13 protein-coding genes and 1 tRNA gene are annotated in these 18,429 nt (G+C 66.0%); all 14 read left to right on the top strand.

The annotated features are described in order from the left end of the window. Positions 1 to 19: 19 nt before the first annotated feature. The 14 genes from J7E88_RS22090 to tuf all read left to right on the top strand — a co-directional run bounded on the left by J7E88_RS22090 (position 20) and on the right by tuf (position 18,246). Positions 20 to 92 (top strand) — tRNA-Trp (locus J7E88_RS22090). Between the two features lie 107 nt (positions 93 to 199). Next, positions 200 to 487, top strand: a complete 288-nt coding sequence (gene secE, locus J7E88_RS22085; protein ID WP_215183693.1) for a preprotein translocase subunit SecE — start codon at positions 200 to 202, stop codon at positions 485 to 487. 75 nt (positions 488 to 562) lie between these two features. Next, complete coding sequence (nusG, locus tag J7E88_RS22080) at positions 563 to 1,438, top strand: transcription termination/antitermination protein NusG (RefSeq protein ID WP_215183691.1); 876 nt, start codon at positions 563 to 565, stop codon at positions 1,436 to 1,438. 167 nt (positions 1,439 to 1,605) lie between these two features. Further along, positions 1,606 to 2,040 (top strand): 50S ribosomal protein L11, encoded by a 435-nt coding sequence (gene rplK, locus J7E88_RS22075; RefSeq protein WP_003956479.1) that lies wholly within the window; start codon positions 1,606 to 1,608, stop codon positions 2,038 to 2,040. A 79-nt stretch (positions 2,041 to 2,119) separates the two neighbouring features. Further along, complete coding sequence (gene rplA / locus J7E88_RS22070; protein WP_215183689.1) at positions 2,120 to 2,848, top strand: 50S ribosomal protein L1; 729 nt, start codon at positions 2,120 to 2,122, stop codon at positions 2,846 to 2,848. 143 nt (positions 2,849 to 2,991) lie between these two features. Beyond that, positions 2,992 to 3,933 (top strand): DUF4412 domain-containing protein, encoded by a 942-nt coding sequence (locus J7E88_RS22065; protein ID WP_215183687.1) that lies wholly within the window; start codon positions 2,992 to 2,994, stop codon positions 3,931 to 3,933. Between the two features lie 369 nt (positions 3,934 to 4,302). Next, positions 4,303 to 4,833, top strand: a complete 531-nt coding sequence (gene rplJ, locus J7E88_RS22060; RefSeq protein WP_215183685.1) for a 50S ribosomal protein L10 — start codon at positions 4,303 to 4,305, stop codon at positions 4,831 to 4,833. A gap of 109 nt (positions 4,834 to 4,942) precedes the next feature. Continuing rightward, the gene (rplL, locus tag J7E88_RS22055) at positions 4,943 to 5,326 is read left to right on the top strand and encodes a 50S ribosomal protein L7/L12 (RefSeq protein ID WP_030782597.1); all 384 of its coding nucleotides are present in this window, start codon (positions 4,943 to 4,945) and stop codon (positions 5,324 to 5,326) included. Positions 5,327 to 5,879: 553 nt separating this feature from the next. After that, on the top strand, positions 5,880 to 9,365 hold the full coding sequence (rpoB, locus tag J7E88_RS22050; protein ID WP_215183683.1) for a DNA-directed RNA polymerase subunit beta: 3,486 nt from the start codon (positions 5,880 to 5,882) through the stop codon (positions 9,363 to 9,365). Between the two features lie 125 nt (positions 9,366 to 9,490). Beyond that, positions 9,491 to 13,390: a DNA-directed RNA polymerase subunit beta' gene (locus J7E88_RS22045; RefSeq protein WP_215183682.1), complete on the top strand. Its 3,900-nt coding sequence runs from the start codon at positions 9,491 to 9,493 to the stop codon at positions 13,388 to 13,390. A 501-nt stretch (positions 13,391 to 13,891) separates the two neighbouring features. Then, complete coding sequence (gene rpsL / locus J7E88_RS22040) at positions 13,892 to 14,263, top strand: 30S ribosomal protein S12 (RefSeq protein WP_003948652.1); 372 nt, start codon at positions 13,892 to 13,894, stop codon at positions 14,261 to 14,263. A 2-nt stretch (positions 14,264 to 14,265) separates the two neighbouring features. Next, positions 14,266 to 14,736 carry a 30S ribosomal protein S7 gene (gene rpsG, locus J7E88_RS22035; protein WP_147987673.1) on the top strand — a complete coding sequence of 157 codons (471 nt, stop codon included), beginning with the start codon at positions 14,266 to 14,268 and terminating at the stop codon, positions 14,734 to 14,736. Between the two features lie 38 nt (positions 14,737 to 14,774). Beyond that, positions 14,775 to 16,901, top strand: coding sequence for an elongation factor G (fusA, locus tag J7E88_RS22030; protein ID WP_215183680.1), 2,127 nt, complete (start codon positions 14,775 to 14,777; stop codon positions 16,899 to 16,901). Between the two features lie 151 nt (positions 16,902 to 17,052). Next, a complete protein-coding gene (gene tuf / locus J7E88_RS22025; RefSeq protein WP_215183678.1) occupies positions 17,053 to 18,246 on the top strand; it encodes an elongation factor Tu in 1,194 nt (397 codons plus the stop codon). Positions 18,247 to 18,429: the final 183 nt, after the last annotated feature.

Below are 18,429 nucleotides of genomic sequence, written 5' to 3'. Positions count from 1 at the left end.
TAGGTTGGGGGAACCACAAAGGGTCGTAGCTCAATTGGTAGAGCACTGGTCTCCAAAACCAGCGGTTGGGGGTTCAAGTCCCTCCGGCCCTGCTACACACACCTTCGCCAGGCTGTGTGCGCATGTACGTACTTCTATGCACCGCCGTGCGGCTCCACCGGGCGCGGCACGGCCACGACCCGGAATCAGGTGAGAGATCGTGACGGACGCCGTGGGCTCCATCGACATGCCTGATGCCGAGGACGAGTCGCCGGAGTCGAAGAAGAAGTCCCGTAAGGGCGGAAAGCGCGGCAAGAAGGGCCCGCTGGGCCGTCTCGGGCTTTTCTATCGCCAGATCATCGCTGAGCTGCGCAAGGTCGTCTGGCCGACGCGCAACCAGCTGACGACCTACACCACCGTGGTGATCGTCTTCGTCGTCATCATGATCGGCCTCGTGACCGTGATTGACTATGGCTTCCAGGAAGCAGTCAAGTACGTCTTCGGCTGATCCGCGGAGGGCGCCGGAATCGGCGCCCCTTTCGCATTGTTCCACCCCATCTGTATCCAGGAAGAAGCAGCCACCGTGTCTGACCCGAACCTGAACGACTCCGCCACGTCCGGCGAGAGCTTCGAGTCCGCCGAGGACGAGCTCGACATCGTCGAGGCGGCAGACGGTGTGGACCCGGACGAGGCCGAAGCTGCCGACGACACCGCCGGCGAGCCGGCCGAGGAAGCCGCGCTGCACACGGAGGACGAGACCGACGCCGAGGCTGCGGACGAGGTCGACGCCGACGTGGAGACCGAGGACGCCGAAGAGGCCGAGGCTGAGCCCGAGGCTCCCGCGGACCCGGTCGCCGCTCTGCGTGACGAGCTGCGCGGGCTGCCCGGCGAGTGGTACGTCATCCACACCTACGCGGGCTACGAGAAGCGCGTGAAGGCCAACCTGGAGCAGCGTGCCGTCTCGCTGAACGTCGAGGACTTCATCTACCAGGCCGAGGTCCCCGAGGAAGAGATCGTCCAGATCAAGAACGGCGAGCGCAAGAACGTCCGGCAGAACAAGCTGCCCGGCTATGTGCTCGTCCGCATGGACCTGACGAACGAGTCCTGGGGCGTCGTACGCAACACCCCCGGTGTCACCGGCTTCGTGGGCAACGCCTACGACCCGTACCCGCTGACCCTGGACGAGATCGTCAAGATGCTCGCCCCGGAGGCCGAGGAGAAGGCCGCCCGCGAGGCCGCCGAGGCCGAGGGCAAGCCGGCTCCGGCCCGCAAGGTCGAGGTCCAGGTGCTGGACTTCGAGGTCGGCGACTCGGTCACCGTCACCGACGGCCCGTTCGCGACGCTGCAGGCCACGATCAACGAGATCAACGCCGACTCGAAGAAGGTCAAGGGCCTTGTCGAGATCTTCGGCCGCGAGACCCCGGTCGAGCTCAGCTTCGACCAGATCCAGAAGAACTGACGTTTTTCGGACCCACTGCTTCCGAACAGGTCAGACCGCCTCTCGCAGGCTGTCTGACCTGCTCGGTTTTTGGCCGCGCATGGATACCCGTTATCGTTGTGCGGTATGCCTCCATCCGGATGATCGGTTGGGGTGCTGAAAACTCTCACTAGGACCCGGAGAGAGCAATGCCTCCCAAGAAGAAGAAGGTCACGGGGCTTATCAAGCTCCAGATCCAGGCCGGTGCGGCCAACCCGGCTCCGCCGGTCGGCCCCGCCCTGGGCCAGCACGGCGTCAACATCATGGAGTTCTGCAAGGCCTACAACGCCGCGACCGAGTCGCAGCGTGGCATGGTCGTGCCGGTGGAGATCACGGTCTACGAGGACCGTTCCTTCACCTTCGTCACCAAGACTCCGCCGGCCGCCAAGCTGATCCTCAAGGCCGCGGGTGTGGACAAGGGCTCCGGCGAACCGCACAAGACCAAGGTCGCCAAGCTGACGCGCGACCAGGTCCGTGACATCGCCACCACCAAGATGCCCGACCTGAACGCCAACGACCTGGACGCCGCCGAGAAGATCATCGCCGGTACCGCCCGTTCCATGGGCATCACGGTCGAGGGCTGACAGTCCCCGTCTGACCTCAGTGGTAGGGCCAAGCGCTGGCCCGCACCACGACTCCACGCTCAACACATCAGGAGCAGAAGTGAAGCGCAGCAAGACTCTCCGCGCTGCGGACGCCAAGATCGACCGGGAGCGCAACTACGCCCCGCTCGAGGCCGTTCGTCTCGCCAAGGACACCGCCGCCACCAAGTTCGACGGCACTGTCGAGGTCGCCTTCCGTCTGGGCGTTGACCCGCGCAAGGCCGACCAGATGGTCCGTGGCACCGTGAACCTTCCGCACGGCACCGGTAAGACCGCCCGGGTCCTGGTCTTCGCGACCGGTGACCGTGCCGAGGCCGCGCGTGCCGCGGGCGCCGACATCGTCGGCTCCGACGAGCTCATCGACGAGATCTCCAAGGGCCAGCGCCTGAACGAGTTCGACTCCGTTGTCGCCACCCCGGACCTCATGGGCAAGGTCGGCCGCCTCGGCCGCGTGCTCGGTCCGCGTGGTCTGATGCCGAACCCGAAGACCGGCACCGTCACGATGGACGTCGCCAAGGCCGTCAACGAGATCAAGGGCGGCAAGATCGAGTTCCGCGTCGACAAGCACTCGAACCTGCACTTCATCATCGGCAAGGTCTCCTTCGACGAGACGAAGCTGGTCGAGAACTACGCCGCGGCTCTGGAGGAGATCCTCCGTCTGAAGCCGTCCGCCGCGAAGGGCCGCTACATCAAGAAGGCGACCCTGACCACCACGATGGGCCCCGGCATCCCGCTGGACTCGAACCGCACCCGCAACCTCCTCGTCGAGGAGGACCCGGCCGCCGTCTGAGTCTGACGGCAGTCGCGGGTCTCGCGTCTGAAACCGGCCCCCAGTGCTCTTCGGAGCCCCTGGGGGCCGGTTTTTTCGTGGGTGGCCTGTCGGCGCTGTGCGTTACGGTTCAAGAGATCGCAAAACGACAACAGGGGTGGGGAATGACCATGTCCACAATCAGGCGCGTGGGCGTTTCGGCGACGGCGGTTGCCGTGCTCGTGGGTGCGGCCGGATGTCAGGGCGGGGAGCCGAAGGCGGGGGACGCGCCGAAGTCGCCGTCCCGCTCGGACGTCACGAAGGTGCTCACCGCCACCTACAAGAAGACCGCCGAGGCCAAATCGGCGAAGGTCCACATGACCTTGTCGATGCCCGCCGGAGCCGAGGGCGGCGGCGACATGGAGATGACCGGGGTCATGGGCTGGGACCCCACGATGATGGACATGACGATGAAGGGCGAGGCGTTCCAGAGCGCTCCCGACTCTCCCGAGCAGATGCGCATGGTCTGGCTCGACAACGTCATGTACATGGACGTGGGCGCCGAGAGGGCGGCGGAGATGGACGGCAAGCGCTGGATGAAGATGGACCTCGGCGCCATCGCGGAGATGTCCGGCGACAAGGCCCTCCAGAAGCAGATGACCGGCGGCCTGGAGAACATGAACCAGGACCCGGCTCAGCAGCTCGCCATCCTGCTGGACTCGCCGAACCTGAAGCACGTCGGCGCCGAGAAGATCGACGGGGTCGCGACCCAGCACTACAAGGGCTCGCTCACCGTCGCCGAGATGTTGGACGCCAACAAGGCCCTGGACGTGCTCTCCGACAAGGAGCGCAAGGATCTCCTCGCCGGCGTGGAGAAGTCCGGCATCGAGAGCTACGACATCGAGGTCTGGGTCAACGAGGACGGCTATCCGGCGCGCATGGACGTCGGCATGGACAGCCCGCAGGGTGTCGTCAAGATGGTCGCCGACTACTCGGACTACGGCGCCAAGGCGTCCGTCCAGGCACCGCCGGCGAGCGAGACCGTCGACCTGATGGAGATGCTCGAGGGCCTCGGTGAGGACGGGGCAGCCGGCGAGGGCGAAGGGGCGGACGCTGCCGCGTCCTAGCCGGTCCCCTCGCGGCAGGCAGCCCGCGGCCGCCGGAGTCGCGCCAGGCAGCCTCGTGGCACCGGCCTTGCGGGCCCGTCCATCGGGGCGGGCCCCCGGTCGGCGATGAGCCGATTTGCCTGACCGCGAGCCGTTCCCGTACTCTTCCACAGAAGCCAAAGACCGCTGGTCGTTGCCGTGCTCTCCTTCCGAGGGTCCGGTGGCCGAAGGATCCGCTCAGCAGCGGACGTCCTGCGCAGGTGACTGTGGAAAGCTCCCGGGTCGGATTCCGTTCCGGTCGAGCTACGCCCCGTGCGCCTGCGCCGGGGCGTTTCGTTTTGTTCAGCCCCTTCTGAGCGGTCCTCATCACCCGGAAGGAGGCCGATGCTCATGGCAAGGCCCGACAAGGCTGCCGCGGTAGCCGAGCTCGCGGAGCAGTTCCGCAGCTCGAACGCCGCCGTGCTGACCGAGTACCGGGGTCTCACCGTGGCTCAGCTCAAGCAGCTGCGCCGTTCGCTCGGTGAGAACGCCCAGTACGCCGTGGTGAAGAACACGCTGACCAAGATTGCGGCCAACGAGGCCGGGATCAACTCGCTCGACGACCAGTTCACCGGTCCGACGGCGGTTGCCTTCATCACCGGTGACCCGGTGGAGTCGGCGAAGGGTCTTCGTGACTTCGCCAAGGACAACCCGAACCTGATCATCAAGGGCGGTGTCCTTGATGGCAAGGCGCTGTCCGCCGATGAGATCAAGAAGCTTGCGGACCTCGAGTCCCGCGAGGTTCTGCTCGCCAAGCTGGCGGGTGCCATGAAGGGCAAGCAGTCCCAGGCTGCCGCGCTCTTCCAGGCCCTTCCCTCGAAGTTCGTCCGCACCGCGGAGGCGCTTCGTGCCAAGCAGGCCGAGCAGGGCGGTGCCGAGTAATTCGGCTCGCGCATTGACCGCCGCCTGAGGCGACGGTCGCAGCGGGCCGAACGTACGCCCGCCTCACATGTACACACGGCACCTGCCGAATGAGTGGAAGGACGCCATCATGGCGAAGCTGTCCCAGGACGACCTGCTTGCGCAGTTCGAGGAGATGACCCTCATCGAGCTCTCCGAGTTCGTGAAGGCCTTCGAGGAGAAGTTCGACGTCACCGCCGCCGCCCCGGTCGCCGTTGCCGCCGGTGGCGCCGCTGCCGCCCCGGCCGAGGCCGAGGCCGAGCAGGACGAGTTCGACGTCATCCTCACCGGCGCCGGTGAGAAGAAGATCCAGGTCATCAAGGTCGTGCGTGAGCTGACCTCCCTGGGTCTGAAGGAGGCCAAGGACCTCGTCGACGGCACCCCGAAGCCGGTCCTCGAGAAGGTCGCCAAGGACGCCGCTGAGAAGGCCGCTGAGGCCCTCAAGGGCGCCGGCGCCTCCGTCGAGGTCAAGTGACCTCGTAGAGTCGCTGACTCTTCGCGTGTAACGCACGCACACTGAAGGGCGATCACCCAACTGGGTGGTCGCCCTTCGGCATGCGCGGGACGGCTGTCTTGCTCTTCCCCTCCCGGCGAGTATGGTGATCTTCGCCGTGCGCCCCCTCACGGTGGTCTGTGCGGCACCCGGAGCAGCAGCTCAGGGACAGGGGCCTTGACGAACTGAACGCAGCGCGCAATTCTCAGGACGCGTCGTCACAACGATCCGTATCCGAGGCATGGATCGACGACCGAACGGGCAGTATCGATGTGCGCCTCACGGCGCATGGGGTTCGCGGAGATGAGAAAAACGAGGGTCTCGAGGGTCTCGAAAACCCGCACTGGACATCAGTGTGCCAAGTGGCTACACTGACCCTTTGCGCTGCCTGTTAGCTGCCCCCTGCCCGTCACCAGGGGCATGCCCATACCTGAGCATCGGTTGAAGATCCGCCCTTAACCAGGCTTTCTCTCTCCGTGCACAGCATGGGACCGGTACGCGCGTAGTGAGTCCGAGCCCTCGGAAGGACCCCCTCTTGGCCGCCTCGCGCAACGCCTCGACCGCGAATACGAACAACGGCGCCAGCACTGCCCCGCTGCGCATCTCCTTTGCAAAGATCAAGGAGCCCCTCGAGGTTCCGAACCTCCTCGCGCTGCAGACCGAGAGCTTTGACTGGCTGCTCGGCAATGCCGCGTGGAAGGCTCGTGTCGAGGCGGCTCTCGAAAGCGGACAGGACGTCCCCACCAAGTCCGGTCTGGAAGAGATCTTCGAGGAGATCTCGCCGATCGAGGACTTCTCCGGGTCGATGTCGCTGACCTTCCGCGACCACCGCTTCGAGCCTCCGAAGAACTCGATCGACGAGTGCAAGGAGCGCGACTTCACGTACGCCGCCCCGCTCTTCGTCACCGCCGAGTTCACCAACAACGAGACCGGCGAGATCAAGTCCCAGACGGTCTTCATGGGCGACTTCCCGCTCATGACCAACAAGGGCACCTTCGTCATCAACGGCACCGAGCGTGTCGTCGTGTCGCAGCTGGTGCGCTCGCCGGGTGTCTATTTCGACTCCTCCATCGACAAGACGTCCGACAAGGACATCTTCACGGCCAAGATCATCCCGTCCCGGGGTGCCTGGCTGGAGATGGAGATCGACAAGCGCGACATGGTCGGTGTCCGCATCGACCGCAAGCGCAAGCAGTCCGTGACCGTCCTGCTCAAGGCGCTCGGGTGGACCACCGAGCAGATCCTCGAGGAGTTCGGCGAGTACGAGTCCATGCGCGCCACCCTGGAGAAGGACCACACCCAGGGCCAGGACGACGCGCTGCTCGACATCTACCGCAAGCTCCGCCCGGGTGAGCCGCCGACGCGTGAGGCCGCTCAGACGCTGCTCGAGAACCTCTACTTCAACCCCAAGCGCTACGACCTCGCCAAGGTCGGCCGCTACAAGGTGAACAAGAAGCTCGGCGCCGATGAGCCGCTGGACGCCGGTGTCCTCACCACCGACGACGTCATCGCCACCATCAAGTACCTGGTCAAGCTGCACGCCGGCGAGACCGAGACGGTCGGCGAGAACGGCACTCAGATCGTCGTCGAGACCGACGACATCGACCACTTCGGCAACCGTCGTCTGCGCAACGTCGGCGAGCTCATCCAGAACCAGGTCCGTACGGGTCTGGCTCGTATGGAGCGCGTGGTGCGCGAGCGCATGACGACTCAGGACGTCGAGGCGATCACGCCGCAGACCCTGATCAACATCCGGCCGGTCGTCGCCTCCATCAAGGAGTTCTTCGGCACCAGCCAGCTGTCGCAGTTCATGGACCAGAACAACCCGCTGTCGGGTCTCACCCACAAGCGCCGTCTGTCGGCACTTGGCCCGGGTGGTCTCTCCCGTGAGCGGGCCGGCTTCGAGGTCCGTGACGTGCACCCGTCGCACTACGGCCGCATGTGCCCGATCGAGACCCCTGAAGGCCCGAACATCGGTCTGATCGGCTCGCTCGCCTCCTACGGCCGCGTCAACGCGTTCGGCTTCGTCGAGACCCCGTACCGCAAGGTCACCGACGGCCAGGTCACCGACGAGGTGGACTACCTGACCGCCGACGAGGAGGACCGCTTCGTCATCGCGCAGGCGAACGCGACCCTCTCCGAGGACCTGCGCTTCACCGAGGCCCGCGTGCTGGTCCGCCGTCGTGGCGGCGAGGTCGACTACGTCCCGCCGACCGAGGTCGACTACATGGACGTCTCGCCGCGCCAGATGGTGTCGGTCGCGACCGCCATGATTCCGTTCCTCGAGCACGACGACGCCAACCGTGCCCTCATGGGCGCGAACATGATGCGCCAGGCCGTTCCGCTCATCAAGGCGGAGGCCCCGCTCGTCGGCACCGGCATGGAGTACCGCTGTGCCACCGACGCCGGCGACGTCATCAAGGCCGAGAAGGACGGTGTCATCCAGGAGGTCTCGGCCGACTACGTCACCGTGGCGAACGACGACGGCACGTACACCACGTACCGCGTCGCGAAGTTCTCCCGCTCCAACCAGGGCACCTCGGTGAACCAGAAGGTCGTCGTCTCCGAGGGCGACCGCGTCATCGAGGGCCAGGTCCTCGCCGACGGTCCCGCCACGGAGAACGGCGAGATGGCGCTCGGCAAGAACCTGCTCGTGGCGTTCATGCCGTGGGAGGGTCACAACTACGAGGACGCGATCATCCTGTCGCAGCGCCTCGTGCAGGACGACGTCCTCTCCTCGATCCACATCGAGGAGCACGAGGTCGACGCCCGTGACACCAAGCTCGGCCCCGAGGAGATCACCCGGGACATCCCGAACGTCTCCGAGGAGGTCCTCGCCGACCTCGACGAGCGCGGCATCATCCGTATCGGTGCCGAGGTCGTCGCCGGCGACATCCTGGTCGGCAAGGTCACGCCCAAGGGTGAGACCGAGCTGACCCCGGAGGAGCGGCTGCTCCGCGCGATCTTCGGTGAGAAGGCGCGCGAGGTGCGCGACACCTCGCTGAAGGTGCCGCACGGCGAGACCGGCAAGGTCATCGGCGTGCGCGTCTTCGACCGCGAGGAGGGCGACGAGCTTCCCCCGGGCGTCAACCAGCTGGTCCGCGTCTACGTGGCCCAGAAGCGCAAGATCACCGACGGTGACAAGCTCGCCGGCCGTCACGGCAACAAGGGCGTCATCTCCAAGATCCTGCCGATCGAGGACATGCCGTTCCTGGAGGACGGCACCCCGGTCGACATCATCCTCAACCCGCTGGGTGTCCCGTCCCGAATGAACCCGGGACAGGTCCTGGAGATCCACCTCGGCTGGCTCGCCAGCCGCGGCTGGGACGTCTCCGGCCTGAGCGAGGAGTGGGCCCAGCGTCTGCAGGCCATCGGCGCCGACGACGTCGCGCCCGGCACCAACGTCGCGACCCCGGTCTTCGACGGTGCCCGCGAGGACGAGCTGGCCGGCCTGCTGCAGCACACGATCCCGAACCGGGACGGCGAGCGCATGGTGCTCCCGACCGGTAAGGCGCGCCTGTTCGACGGCCGCTCCGGCGAGCCGTTCCCGGACCCGATCTCGGTCGGGTACATGTACATCCTCAAGCTCCACCACCTGGTCGACGACAAGCTCCACGCCCGTTCGACCGGTCCGTACTCGATGATCACCCAGCAGCCGCTGGGTGGTAAGGCCCAGTTCGGTGGCCAGCGATTCGGTGAGATGGAGGTGTGGGCGCTGGAGGCGTACGGCGCCGCCTACGCGCTCCAGGAGCTGCTGACGATCAAGTCCGACGACGTGACCGGCCGCGTGAAGGTCTACGAGGCCATCGTCAAGGGCGAGAACATCCCCGAGCCCGGCATTCCCGAGTCCTTCAAGGTGCTCATCAAGGAAATGCAGTCGCTCTGCCTCAACGTGGAGGTGCTGTCCTCGGACGGCATGTCCATCGAGATGCGCGACACGGACGAGGACGTCTTCCGCGCTGCGGAGGAGCTCGGTATCGACCTGTCCCGGCGCGAGCCGAGCAGCGTCGAAGAGGTCTGACGGGCCCGGTGGGGGGCTCTCACAACGAGCCCCCCACCGCCCCCGGGACCGTACAGACCACTGATACAGAGCCCGTTTTCCGCTGACGCGGAGGGCACAACCCCGAAAGAGGGATTGACGAAAAAGTGCTCGACGTCAACTTCTTCGACGAGCTGCGGATCGGCCTCGCCACCGCGGACGACATCCGGACCTGGTCCCACGGCGAGGTCAAGAAGCCGGAGACCATCAACTACCGCACGCTCAAGCCCGAGAAGGACGGACTCTTCTGCGAGAAGATCTTCGGTCCGACCCGGGACTGGGAGTGCTACTGCGGCAAGTACAAGCGTGTCCGCTTCAAGGGCATCATCTGTGAGCGCTGTGGCGTGGAGGTCACGCGCGCCAAGGTGCGTCGTGAGCGGATGGGCCACATCGAGCTTGCCGCTCCCGTCACCCACATCTGGTACTTCAAGGGCGTCCCGTCGCGACTGGGCTACCTGCTGGACCTGGCGCCGAAGGACCTCGAGAAGGTCATCTACTTCGCCGCGTACATGATCACGTTCGTGGACGAGGAGCGCCGCACGCGCGACCTGCCGTCGCTGGAGGCCCACGTCTCCGTCGAGCGCCAGCAGATCGAGAACCGCCGCGACGCCGACCTCGAGGCCCGCGCCAAGAAGCTCGAGACCGACCTGGCCGAGCTCGAGGCCGAGGGCGCCAAGGCCGACGTGCGCCGCAAGGTGCGCGAGGGCGCCGAGCGCGAGATGAAGCAGCTGCGCGACCGCGCCCAGCGCGAGATCGACCGTCTCGACGAGGTGTGGAACCGCTTCAAGAACCTCAAGGTCCAGGACCTCGAGGGAGACGAGCTGCTCTACCGCGAGCTGCGTGACCGCTTCGGCACGTACTTCGACGGCTCGATGGGTGCCGCGGCGCTGCAGAAGCGTCTGGAGTCCTTCGACCTCGAGGAGGAGGCCGAGCGTCTCCGCGAGATCATCCGTACCGGCAAGGGCCAGAAGAAGACCCGTGCGCTCAAGCGCCTCAAGGTCGTCTCCGCCTTCCTGCAGACGTCCAACAGCCCCAAGGGCATGGTGCTCGACTGCGTGCCGGTCATCCCGCCGGACCTGCGTCCGATGGTGCAGCTGGACGGTGGCCGCTTCGCGACCTCCGACCTCAACGACCTGTACCGCCGCGTCATCAACCGCAACAACCGCCTGAAGCGGCTTCTCGACCTCGGCGCGCCCGAGATCATCGTGAACAACGAGAAGCGCATGCTCCAGGAGGCCGTGGACGCGCTCTTCGACAACGGCCGTCGTGGCCGCCCGGTCACGGGCCCCGGCAACCGTCCGCTGAAGTCGCTGTCCGACATGCTCAAGGGCAAGCAGGGCCGCTTCCGTCAGAACCTGCTCGGCAAGCGAGTCGACTACTCGGCGCGTTCCGTCATCGTCGTCGGCCCGCAGCTGAAGCTGCACCAGTGCGGTCTGCCCAAGGCCATGGCGCTGGAGCTCTTCAAGCCGTTCGTGATGAAGCGCCTGGTCGACCTGAACCACGCGCAGAACATCAAGTCGGCCAAGCGCATGGTCGAGCGCGGCCGCACCGTGGTGTACGACGTCCTCGAAGAGGTCATCGCCGAGCACCCGGTGCTGCTGAACCGTGCGCCCACGCTGCACCGCCTCGGCATCCAGGCCTTCGAGCCGCAGCTGGTCGAGGGCAAGGCCATCCAGATCCACCCGCTCGTCTGCACCGCGTTCAACGCGGACTTCGACGGTGACCAGATGGCCGTGCACCTGCCGCTGTCCGCGGAGGCGCAGGCCGAGGCCCGCATCCTGATGCTGTCCTCGAACAACATCCTCAAGCCGGCCGACGGCCGTCCGGTCACCATGCCGACCCAGGACATGGTGCTGGGCCTGTTCTTCCTCACCACGGACGAGGAGGAGCGCGAGGTGCGCGGCGAGGGCCGTGCGTTCAACTCCACCGCCGAGGCGATCATGGCCTTCGACGCCCGGGAGCTCTCGCTCCAGGCGAAGGTCGACATCCGCTTCCCCGTCGGCACCATCCCGCCGCGCGGCTGGGTTCCCCCGGTCGCGGAGGAGGGTGAGCCGGAGTGGCAGCAGGGTGACAGCTTCCGCCTGCGGACGACCCTGGGCCGTGCGCTCTTCAACGAGCTGCTGCCCGAGGACTACCCGTTCGTCGACTACTCGGTGGGCAAGAAGCAGCTCTCCGAGATCGTCAACGATCTGGCCGAGCGCTACCCCAAGGTCATCGTGGCGGCGACGCTCGACAACCTGAAGGCGGCGGGCTTCCACTGGGCGACTCGTTCCGGTGTCACCGTGGCCATCTCCGACGTCGTCGTGCCCGAGGCGAAGAAGGCGATCGTCAAGGGTTACGAGGAGCAGGACGAGAAGGTCCAGAAGCAGTACGAGCGCGGCCTGATCACCAAGGACGAGCGCACCCAGGAGCTCATCGCGATCTGGACCAAGGCGACCAACGAGGTTGCCGAGGCCATGAACGAGAACTTCCCGAAGACCAACCCCATCTTCATGATGGTCAACTCGGGTGCTCGTGGAAACATGATGCAGATGCGTCAGATCGCCGGTATGCGTGGTCTGGTGTCCAACGCCAAGAACGAGACGATCCCGCGTCCGATCAAGGCGTCCTTCCGTGAGGGCCTGTCCGTGCTGGAGTACTTCATCTCCACGCACGGTGCCCGTAAGGGTCTGGCGGACACCGCCCTGCGTACCGCCGACTCGGGTTACCTGACCCGTCGTCTGGTGGACGTCTCGCAGGACGTCATCATCCGCGAGGAGGACTGCGGCACCGACCGCGGCCTCAAGCTCAAGATCGCGGAGCGTGGCGCCGACGGCAGCCTGCGCAAGACCGAGGACGTCGAGACCTCCGTCTACGCCCGGATGCTCGCCGAGGACGTCGTCGTCGACGGCAAGGTCATCGCGCCTGCCAACGTCGACCTCGGTGACGTGCTCATCGACGCCCTCGTCGCGGCCGGTGTGGAGGAGGTCAAGACCCGCTCGGTCCTGACCTGTGAGTCCGCGGTGGGCACCTGCGCGTACTGCTACGGCCGTTCGCTCGCGACCGGCAAGCTGGTCGACATCGGTGAGGCGGTCGGCATCATCGCCGCCCAGTCCATCGGTGAGCCCGGCACGCAGCTGACGATGCGTACCTTCCACACCGGTGGTGTGGCCGGTGACGACATCACCCAGGGTCTGCCCCGTGTCGTCGAGCTCTTCGAGGCTCGTACGCCCAAGGGTGTCGCCCCGATCTCGGAGGCGGCCGGCCGCGTCCGTATCGAGGAGACCGAGAAGACCAAGAAGCTCGTCGTCACCCCGGACGACGGCAGCGACGAGACGGCGTTCCCGATCTCGAAGCGTGCCCGTCTGCTGGTCGGCGAGGGCGACCACGTCGAGGTGGGCCAGAAGCTCACCGTGGGTGCCACCAACCCGCACGACGTGCTGCGGATCCTCGGCCAGCGCGCTGTCCAGGTCCACCTGGTCGGCGAGGTCCAGAAGGTCTACAACTCGCAGGGTGTGTCGATCCACGACAAGCACATCGAGATCATCATCCGGCAGATGCTGCGCCGTGTGACGATCATCGAGTCCGGCGACGCGGAGCTGCTGCCGGGCGAGCTGGTCGAGCGCTCGAAGTTCGAGACCGAGAACCGTCGTGTGGTCACCGAGGGCGGTCACCCCGCCTCCGGCCGTCCGCAGCTGATGGGTATCACCAAGGCCTCGCTGGCCACCGAGTCGTGGCTGTCGGCGGCGTCCTTCCAGGAGACGACCAGGGTCCTGACCGACGCGGCGATCAACGCCAAGTCGGACTCCCTGATCGGCCTCAAGGAGAACGTCATCATCGGTAAGCTCATCCCGGCCGGTACGGGCCTGTCCCGCTACCGCAACATCCGGGTCGAGCCGACCGAGGAGGCCAAGGCCGCGATGTACTCGGCCGTCGGCTACGACGACATCGACTACTCGCCGTTCGGCACGGGCTCCGGCCAGGCCGTTCCGCTGGAGGACTACGACTACGGTCCGTACAACCAGTAAGGCGTACGTCTGAACCGAAGGGCGGTCACCCTGTGGGGTGGCCGCCCTTCGGCGTGCCCCGGCGCTGCGGGGCCGTGAGCCTCCGGTGGCCGCCGACGGGAGGCGGAGGGTGTGTGCGGGGTCCGGGGGCGGGCAGCGGCCCGGCAGGGCCTTCCCTGCGGCCTTCTGGCGACCCACCGCGGTGTCCTGGATGTCCGGCTCGGCGGAGTCGAGAGCCGCTCACCGGGGTGCTCGCAGCCTGAATTGCTGATCGGCGTGTCAGGCCCGCTTGCATTTGTTTTGACCGAACTCGGTGAGGTAGGTACGCTCAGACCTTGTGCCTGGGGTGTGCCTGGGCTCGTGTGCGTGTCCTCAACCGCATGGCGAGTCAGATACCGGCCACCGTGATCTGCGCCCTTTTCCGCTCGCGGCGGAGGTCCGCAGCATTCGACACACCCGACCGCGTGGGTCGGCGACGTTCCAGGTTAGCTTCACTGACGGCACACAGAAACCGGAGAAGTAGTGCCTACGATCCAGCAGCTGGTCCGTAAGGGCCGGCAGGACAAGGTCGAGAAGAACAAGACGCCCGCACTCGAGGGTTCCCCTCAGCGCCGCGGCGTCTGCACGCGTGTGTTCACGACCACCCCGAAGAAGCCGAACTCGGCCCTGCGTAAGGTCGCGCGTGTGCGTCTGACCTCTGGCATCGAGGTCACGGCTTACATCCCGGGTGAGGGACACAACCTGCAGGAGCACTCCATCGTGCTCGTGCGTGGCGGCCGTGTGAAGGACCTGCCTGGTGTTCGTTACAAGATCATCCGCGGTTCCCTCGACACCCAGGGTGTCAAGAACCGCAAGCAGGCCCGCAGCCGCTACGGCGCCAAGAAGGAGAAGTAAGAATGCCTCGTAAGGGCCCCGCCCCGAAGCGCCCGGTCATCATCGACCCGGTTTACGGTTCTCCTCTGGTGACCTCGCTCATCAACAAGATCCTGCTCAACGGCAAGCGTTCCACCGCCGAGCGGATCGTCTACGGCGCCATGGAAGGCCTCCGCGAGAAGACCGGCGCTGACCCGGTCATCACGCTGAAGCGCGCCCTCGAGAACGTCAAGCCCTCTCTCGAGGTCAAGTCCCGCCGTGTCGGTGGCGCCACCTACCAGGTGCCGATCGAGGTCAAGCCCGGTCGTGCCGCCACCCTCGCGCTCCGCTGGGTCGTGGGTTACTCCCGAGCCCGCCGCGAGAAGACCATGACCGAGCGCCTCATGAACGAACTGCTCGACGCCTCCAACGGCCTCGGCGCTTCGGTCAAGAAGCGTGAGGACACGCACAAGATGGCCGAGTCCAACAAGGCCTTCGCGCACTACCGCTGGTAGTCGCTACCCACATCGAGACCGAGAGAAGACTGAGCCATATGGCCACCACTTCGCTTGACCTGGCCAAGGTCCGCAACATCGGGATCATGGCCCACATCGACGCGGGCAAGACGACGACCACCGAGCGCATCCTGTTCTACACCGGTGTGAGCTACAAGATCGGTGAGGTCCACGACGGCGCCGCCACGATGGACTGGATGGAGCAGGAGCAGGAGCGCGGCATCACGATTACGTCCGCCGCGACGACCTGTCACTGGCCGCTCGAGGACGTCGATCACACGATCAACATCATCGACACGCCGGGTCACGTCGACTTCACCGTCGAGGTGGAGCGTTCGCTCCGCGTCCTCGACGGCGCTGTCACCGTGTTCGACGGTGTCGCCGGTGTCGAGCCCCAGTCCGAGACTGTCTGGCGTCAGGCGGACCGCTACGGCGTGCCGCGCATCTGCTTCGTCAACAAGCTCGACCGGACCGGTGCCGAGTTCCACCGCTGTGTCGACATGATCGTGAACCGCCTCGGCGCGACCCCGATCGTCATGCAGCTCCCCATCGGCGCCGAGGCCGACTTCAAGGGTGTCGTCGACCTCGTTCGCATGAAGGCCCTTGTCTGGTCCGCCGAGGCCACCAAGGGTGAGATGTACGACGTCGTCGACATCCCGGCCACGCACGCCGAGGCCGCCGAGGAGTGGCGCGGCAAGCTGGTCGAGACGGTCGCGGAGAACGACGAAGAGATCATGGAGCTGTACCTGGAGGGCGTCGAGCCCACCGAGGAGCAGCTGTACGCCGCGATCCGTCGCATCACCATCGCGTCCGGCAAGGGCGGCGACACCACGGTCACCCCGGTGTTCTGTGGCACCGCGTTCAAGAACAAGGGCGTCCAGCCCCTGCTCGACGCGGTCGTGCGCTACCTCCCCTCCCCCCTGGACGTCGAGGCCATCGAGGGCCACGACGTGAAGGACCCGGAGGAGATCGTCCGCCGCAAGCCGTCCGAGACCGAGCCGCTGTCGGCGCTCGCGTTCAAGATCGCGAGCGACCCGCACCTCGGCAAGCTCACCTTCATCCGGGTCTACTCGGGTCGCCTGGAGGCCGGCACCTCGGTGCTGAACTCCGTCAAGGGCAAGAAGGAGCGCATCGGCAAGATCTACCGCATGCACGCCAACAAGCGTGAGGAGATCGACTCGGTGGGCGCCGGCGACATCGTCGCCGTCATGGGCCTGAAGCAGACCACCACCGGTGAGACGCTGTGCGACGAGAAGAACCCGGTGATCCTGGAGTCCATGGACTTCCCGGCGCCGGTCATTCAGGTCGCGATCGAGCCCAAGTCCAAGGGTGACCAGGAGAAGCTGGGTGTCGCCATCCAGCGTCTCGCGGAGGAGGACCCCTCCTTCCAGGTTCACTCGGACGAGGAGACCGGCCAGACCATCATCGGTGGTATGGGCGAGCTTCACCTCGACGTCCTCGTCGACCGTATGCGCCGCGAGTTCAAGGTCGAGGCCAACGTCGGCAAGCCGCAGGTCGCGTACCGCGAGACGATCCGCAAGGCCGTCGAGCGTCACGACTACACGCACAAGAAGCAGACCGGTGGTACCGGTCAGTTCGCCAAGGTGCAGATTGCGATCGAGCCGATCGAGGGCGGCGACGCCTCGTACGAGTTCGTGAACAAGGTCACCGGTGGCCGCATCCCCAAGGAGTACATCCCCTCGGTGGACGCGGGTGCGCAGGAGGCCATGCAGTTCGGCATCCTGGCGGGCTACGAGATGACCGGCGTTCGCGTCGTTCTTCTCGACGGTGGCTACCACGAGGTCGACTCCTCCGAACTCGCGTTCAAGATCGCCGGCTCGCAGGCCTTCAAGGAGGCCGCGCGCAAGGCTTCGCCCGTGCTGCTCGAGCCGATGATGTCCGTCGAGGTCACCACGCCCGAGGACTACATGGGTGAGGTCATCGGCGACATCAACTCCCGCCGTGGTCAGATTCAGGCCATGGAGGAGCGCAGCGGCGCTCGCGTCGTGAAGGGCCTCGTGCCCCTCTCGGAGATGTTCGGCTACGTCGGAGACCTCCGCAGCAAGACCTCGGGTCGCGCAAGCTACTCGATGCAGTTCGACTCCTACGCCGAGGTTCCCCGGAACGTCGCCGAGGAGATCATCGCGAAGGCCAAGGGCGAGTAACTCACCCGGGTTCACGCTTTAGGCTTGACACCGTCCGCCGGGGGTTCGCCCCGATACCTTCAGGGTCGTAACCCCGGCGGCCGGCTTCCCAGCAAAGATCACCTGGCGCCGATGAGTAAGGCGTACAGAACCACTCCACAGGAGGACCCCAGTGGCGAAGGCGAAGTTCGAGCGGACTAAGCCGCACGTCAACATCGGCACCATCGGTCACATCGACCACGGTAAGACGACCCTCACGGCCGCCATTACCAAGGTGCTGCACGACGCGTACCCGGACCTGAACGAGGCCTCGGCCTTCGACCAGATCGACAAGGCTCCTGAGGAGCGCCAGCGCGGTATCACCATCTCCATCGCGCACGTCGAGTACCAGACCGAGTCGCGTCACTACGCCCACGTCGACTGCCCCGGTCACGCGGACTACATCAAGAACATGATCACCGGTGCTGCCCAGATGGACGGCGCCATCCTCGTGGTCGCCGCCACCGACGGCCCGATGCCGCAGACCAAGGAGCACGTGCTCCTGGCCCGCCAGGTCGGCGTTCCGTACATCGTCGTCGCCCTGAACAAGGCCGACATGGTGGACGACGAGGAGATCCTGGAGCTCGTCGAGCTCGAGGTGCGTGAGCTCCTCTCCGAGTACGAGTTCCCGGGCGACGACGTTCCCGTCGTCAAGGTCTCGGCGCTCAAGGCTCTCGAGGGCGACAAGGAGTGGGGCCAGTCGGTCCTGAACCTGATGGCCGCCGTCGACGAGGCGATCCCGCAGCCCGAGCGTGACGTCGACAAGCCGTTCCTGATGCCGATCGAGGACGTCTTCACGATCACCGGTCGTGGCACCGTCGTCACCGGTCGTATCGAGCGTGGTGTCCTCAAGGTCAACGAGACCGTCGACATCGTCGGTATCAAGACCGAGAAGACCACCACCACGGTCACCGGCATCGAGATGTTCCGCAAGCTGCTCGACGAGGGCCAGGCCGGTGAGAACGTCGGTCTGCTCCTCCGTGGCATCAAGCGCGAGGACGTCGAGCGCGGCCAGGTCATCATCAAGCCCGGTTCGGTCACGCCGCACACCGAGTTCGAGGCCCAGGCCTACATCCTGTCGAAGGACGAGGGTGGCCGTCACACCCCCTTCTTCAACAACTACCGCCCGCAGTTCTACTTCCGTACCACGGACGTGACCGGCGTCGTGACCCTCCCCGAGGGCACCGAGATGGTCATGCCGGGCGACAACACCACCATGACGGTGAACCTGATTCAGCCCGTCGCCATGGAGGAAGGCCTCAAGTTCGCCATCCGTGAGGGTGGCCGGACCGTCGGCGCCGGCCAGGTCACCAAGATCGTCAAGTAAGTTCCCCGGAACTTCGACGGTTCGACCTGGTAGCTCCCTGAGCTGCAAGAAGGGCCCCGCACCTGCTGGTGCGGGGCCCTTCGGCGTCTGCGCGCAGGTGTGCGTACCGGGTGCCCCGGGCTGACCTGATCGTTCCGCTGCCGGTCCCGATCGGGCCTTTCTGTATGCTGTCCTGCCTGGTCA

The organism is Streptomyces sp. ISL-10 (assembly GCF_018614575.1).
Taxonomy (GTDB): Bacteria; Actinomycetota; Actinomycetes; order Streptomycetales; family Streptomycetaceae; genus Streptomyces.
This window is presented reverse-complemented; position numbering and strand designations above follow the sequence as displayed.

Bases quoted from the DNA above. Each gene is read 5' to 3' on its own strand.
- fusA (WP_215183680.1), top strand. From the start codon at position 14,775: ATGGCCACCACTTCGCTTGACCTGGCCAAGGTCCGCAACATCGGGATC.
- J7E88_RS22065 (WP_215183687.1), top strand. From the start codon at position 2,992: ATGACCATGTCCACAATCAGGCGCGTGGGCGTTTCGGCGACGGCGGTT.
- rplL (WP_030782597.1), top strand. From the start codon at position 4,943: ATGGCGAAGCTGTCCCAGGACGACCTGCTTGCGCAGTTCGAGGAGATG.
- rplK (WP_003956479.1), top strand. From the start codon at position 1,606: ATGCCTCCCAAGAAGAAGAAGGTCACGGGGCTTATCAAGCTCCAGATC.
- rpsG (WP_147987673.1), top strand. From the start codon at position 14,266: ATGCCTCGTAAGGGCCCCGCCCCGAAGCGCCCGGTCATCATCGACCCG.
- rplJ (WP_215183685.1), top strand. From the start codon at position 4,303: ATGGCAAGGCCCGACAAGGCTGCCGCGGTAGCCGAGCTCGCGGAGCAG.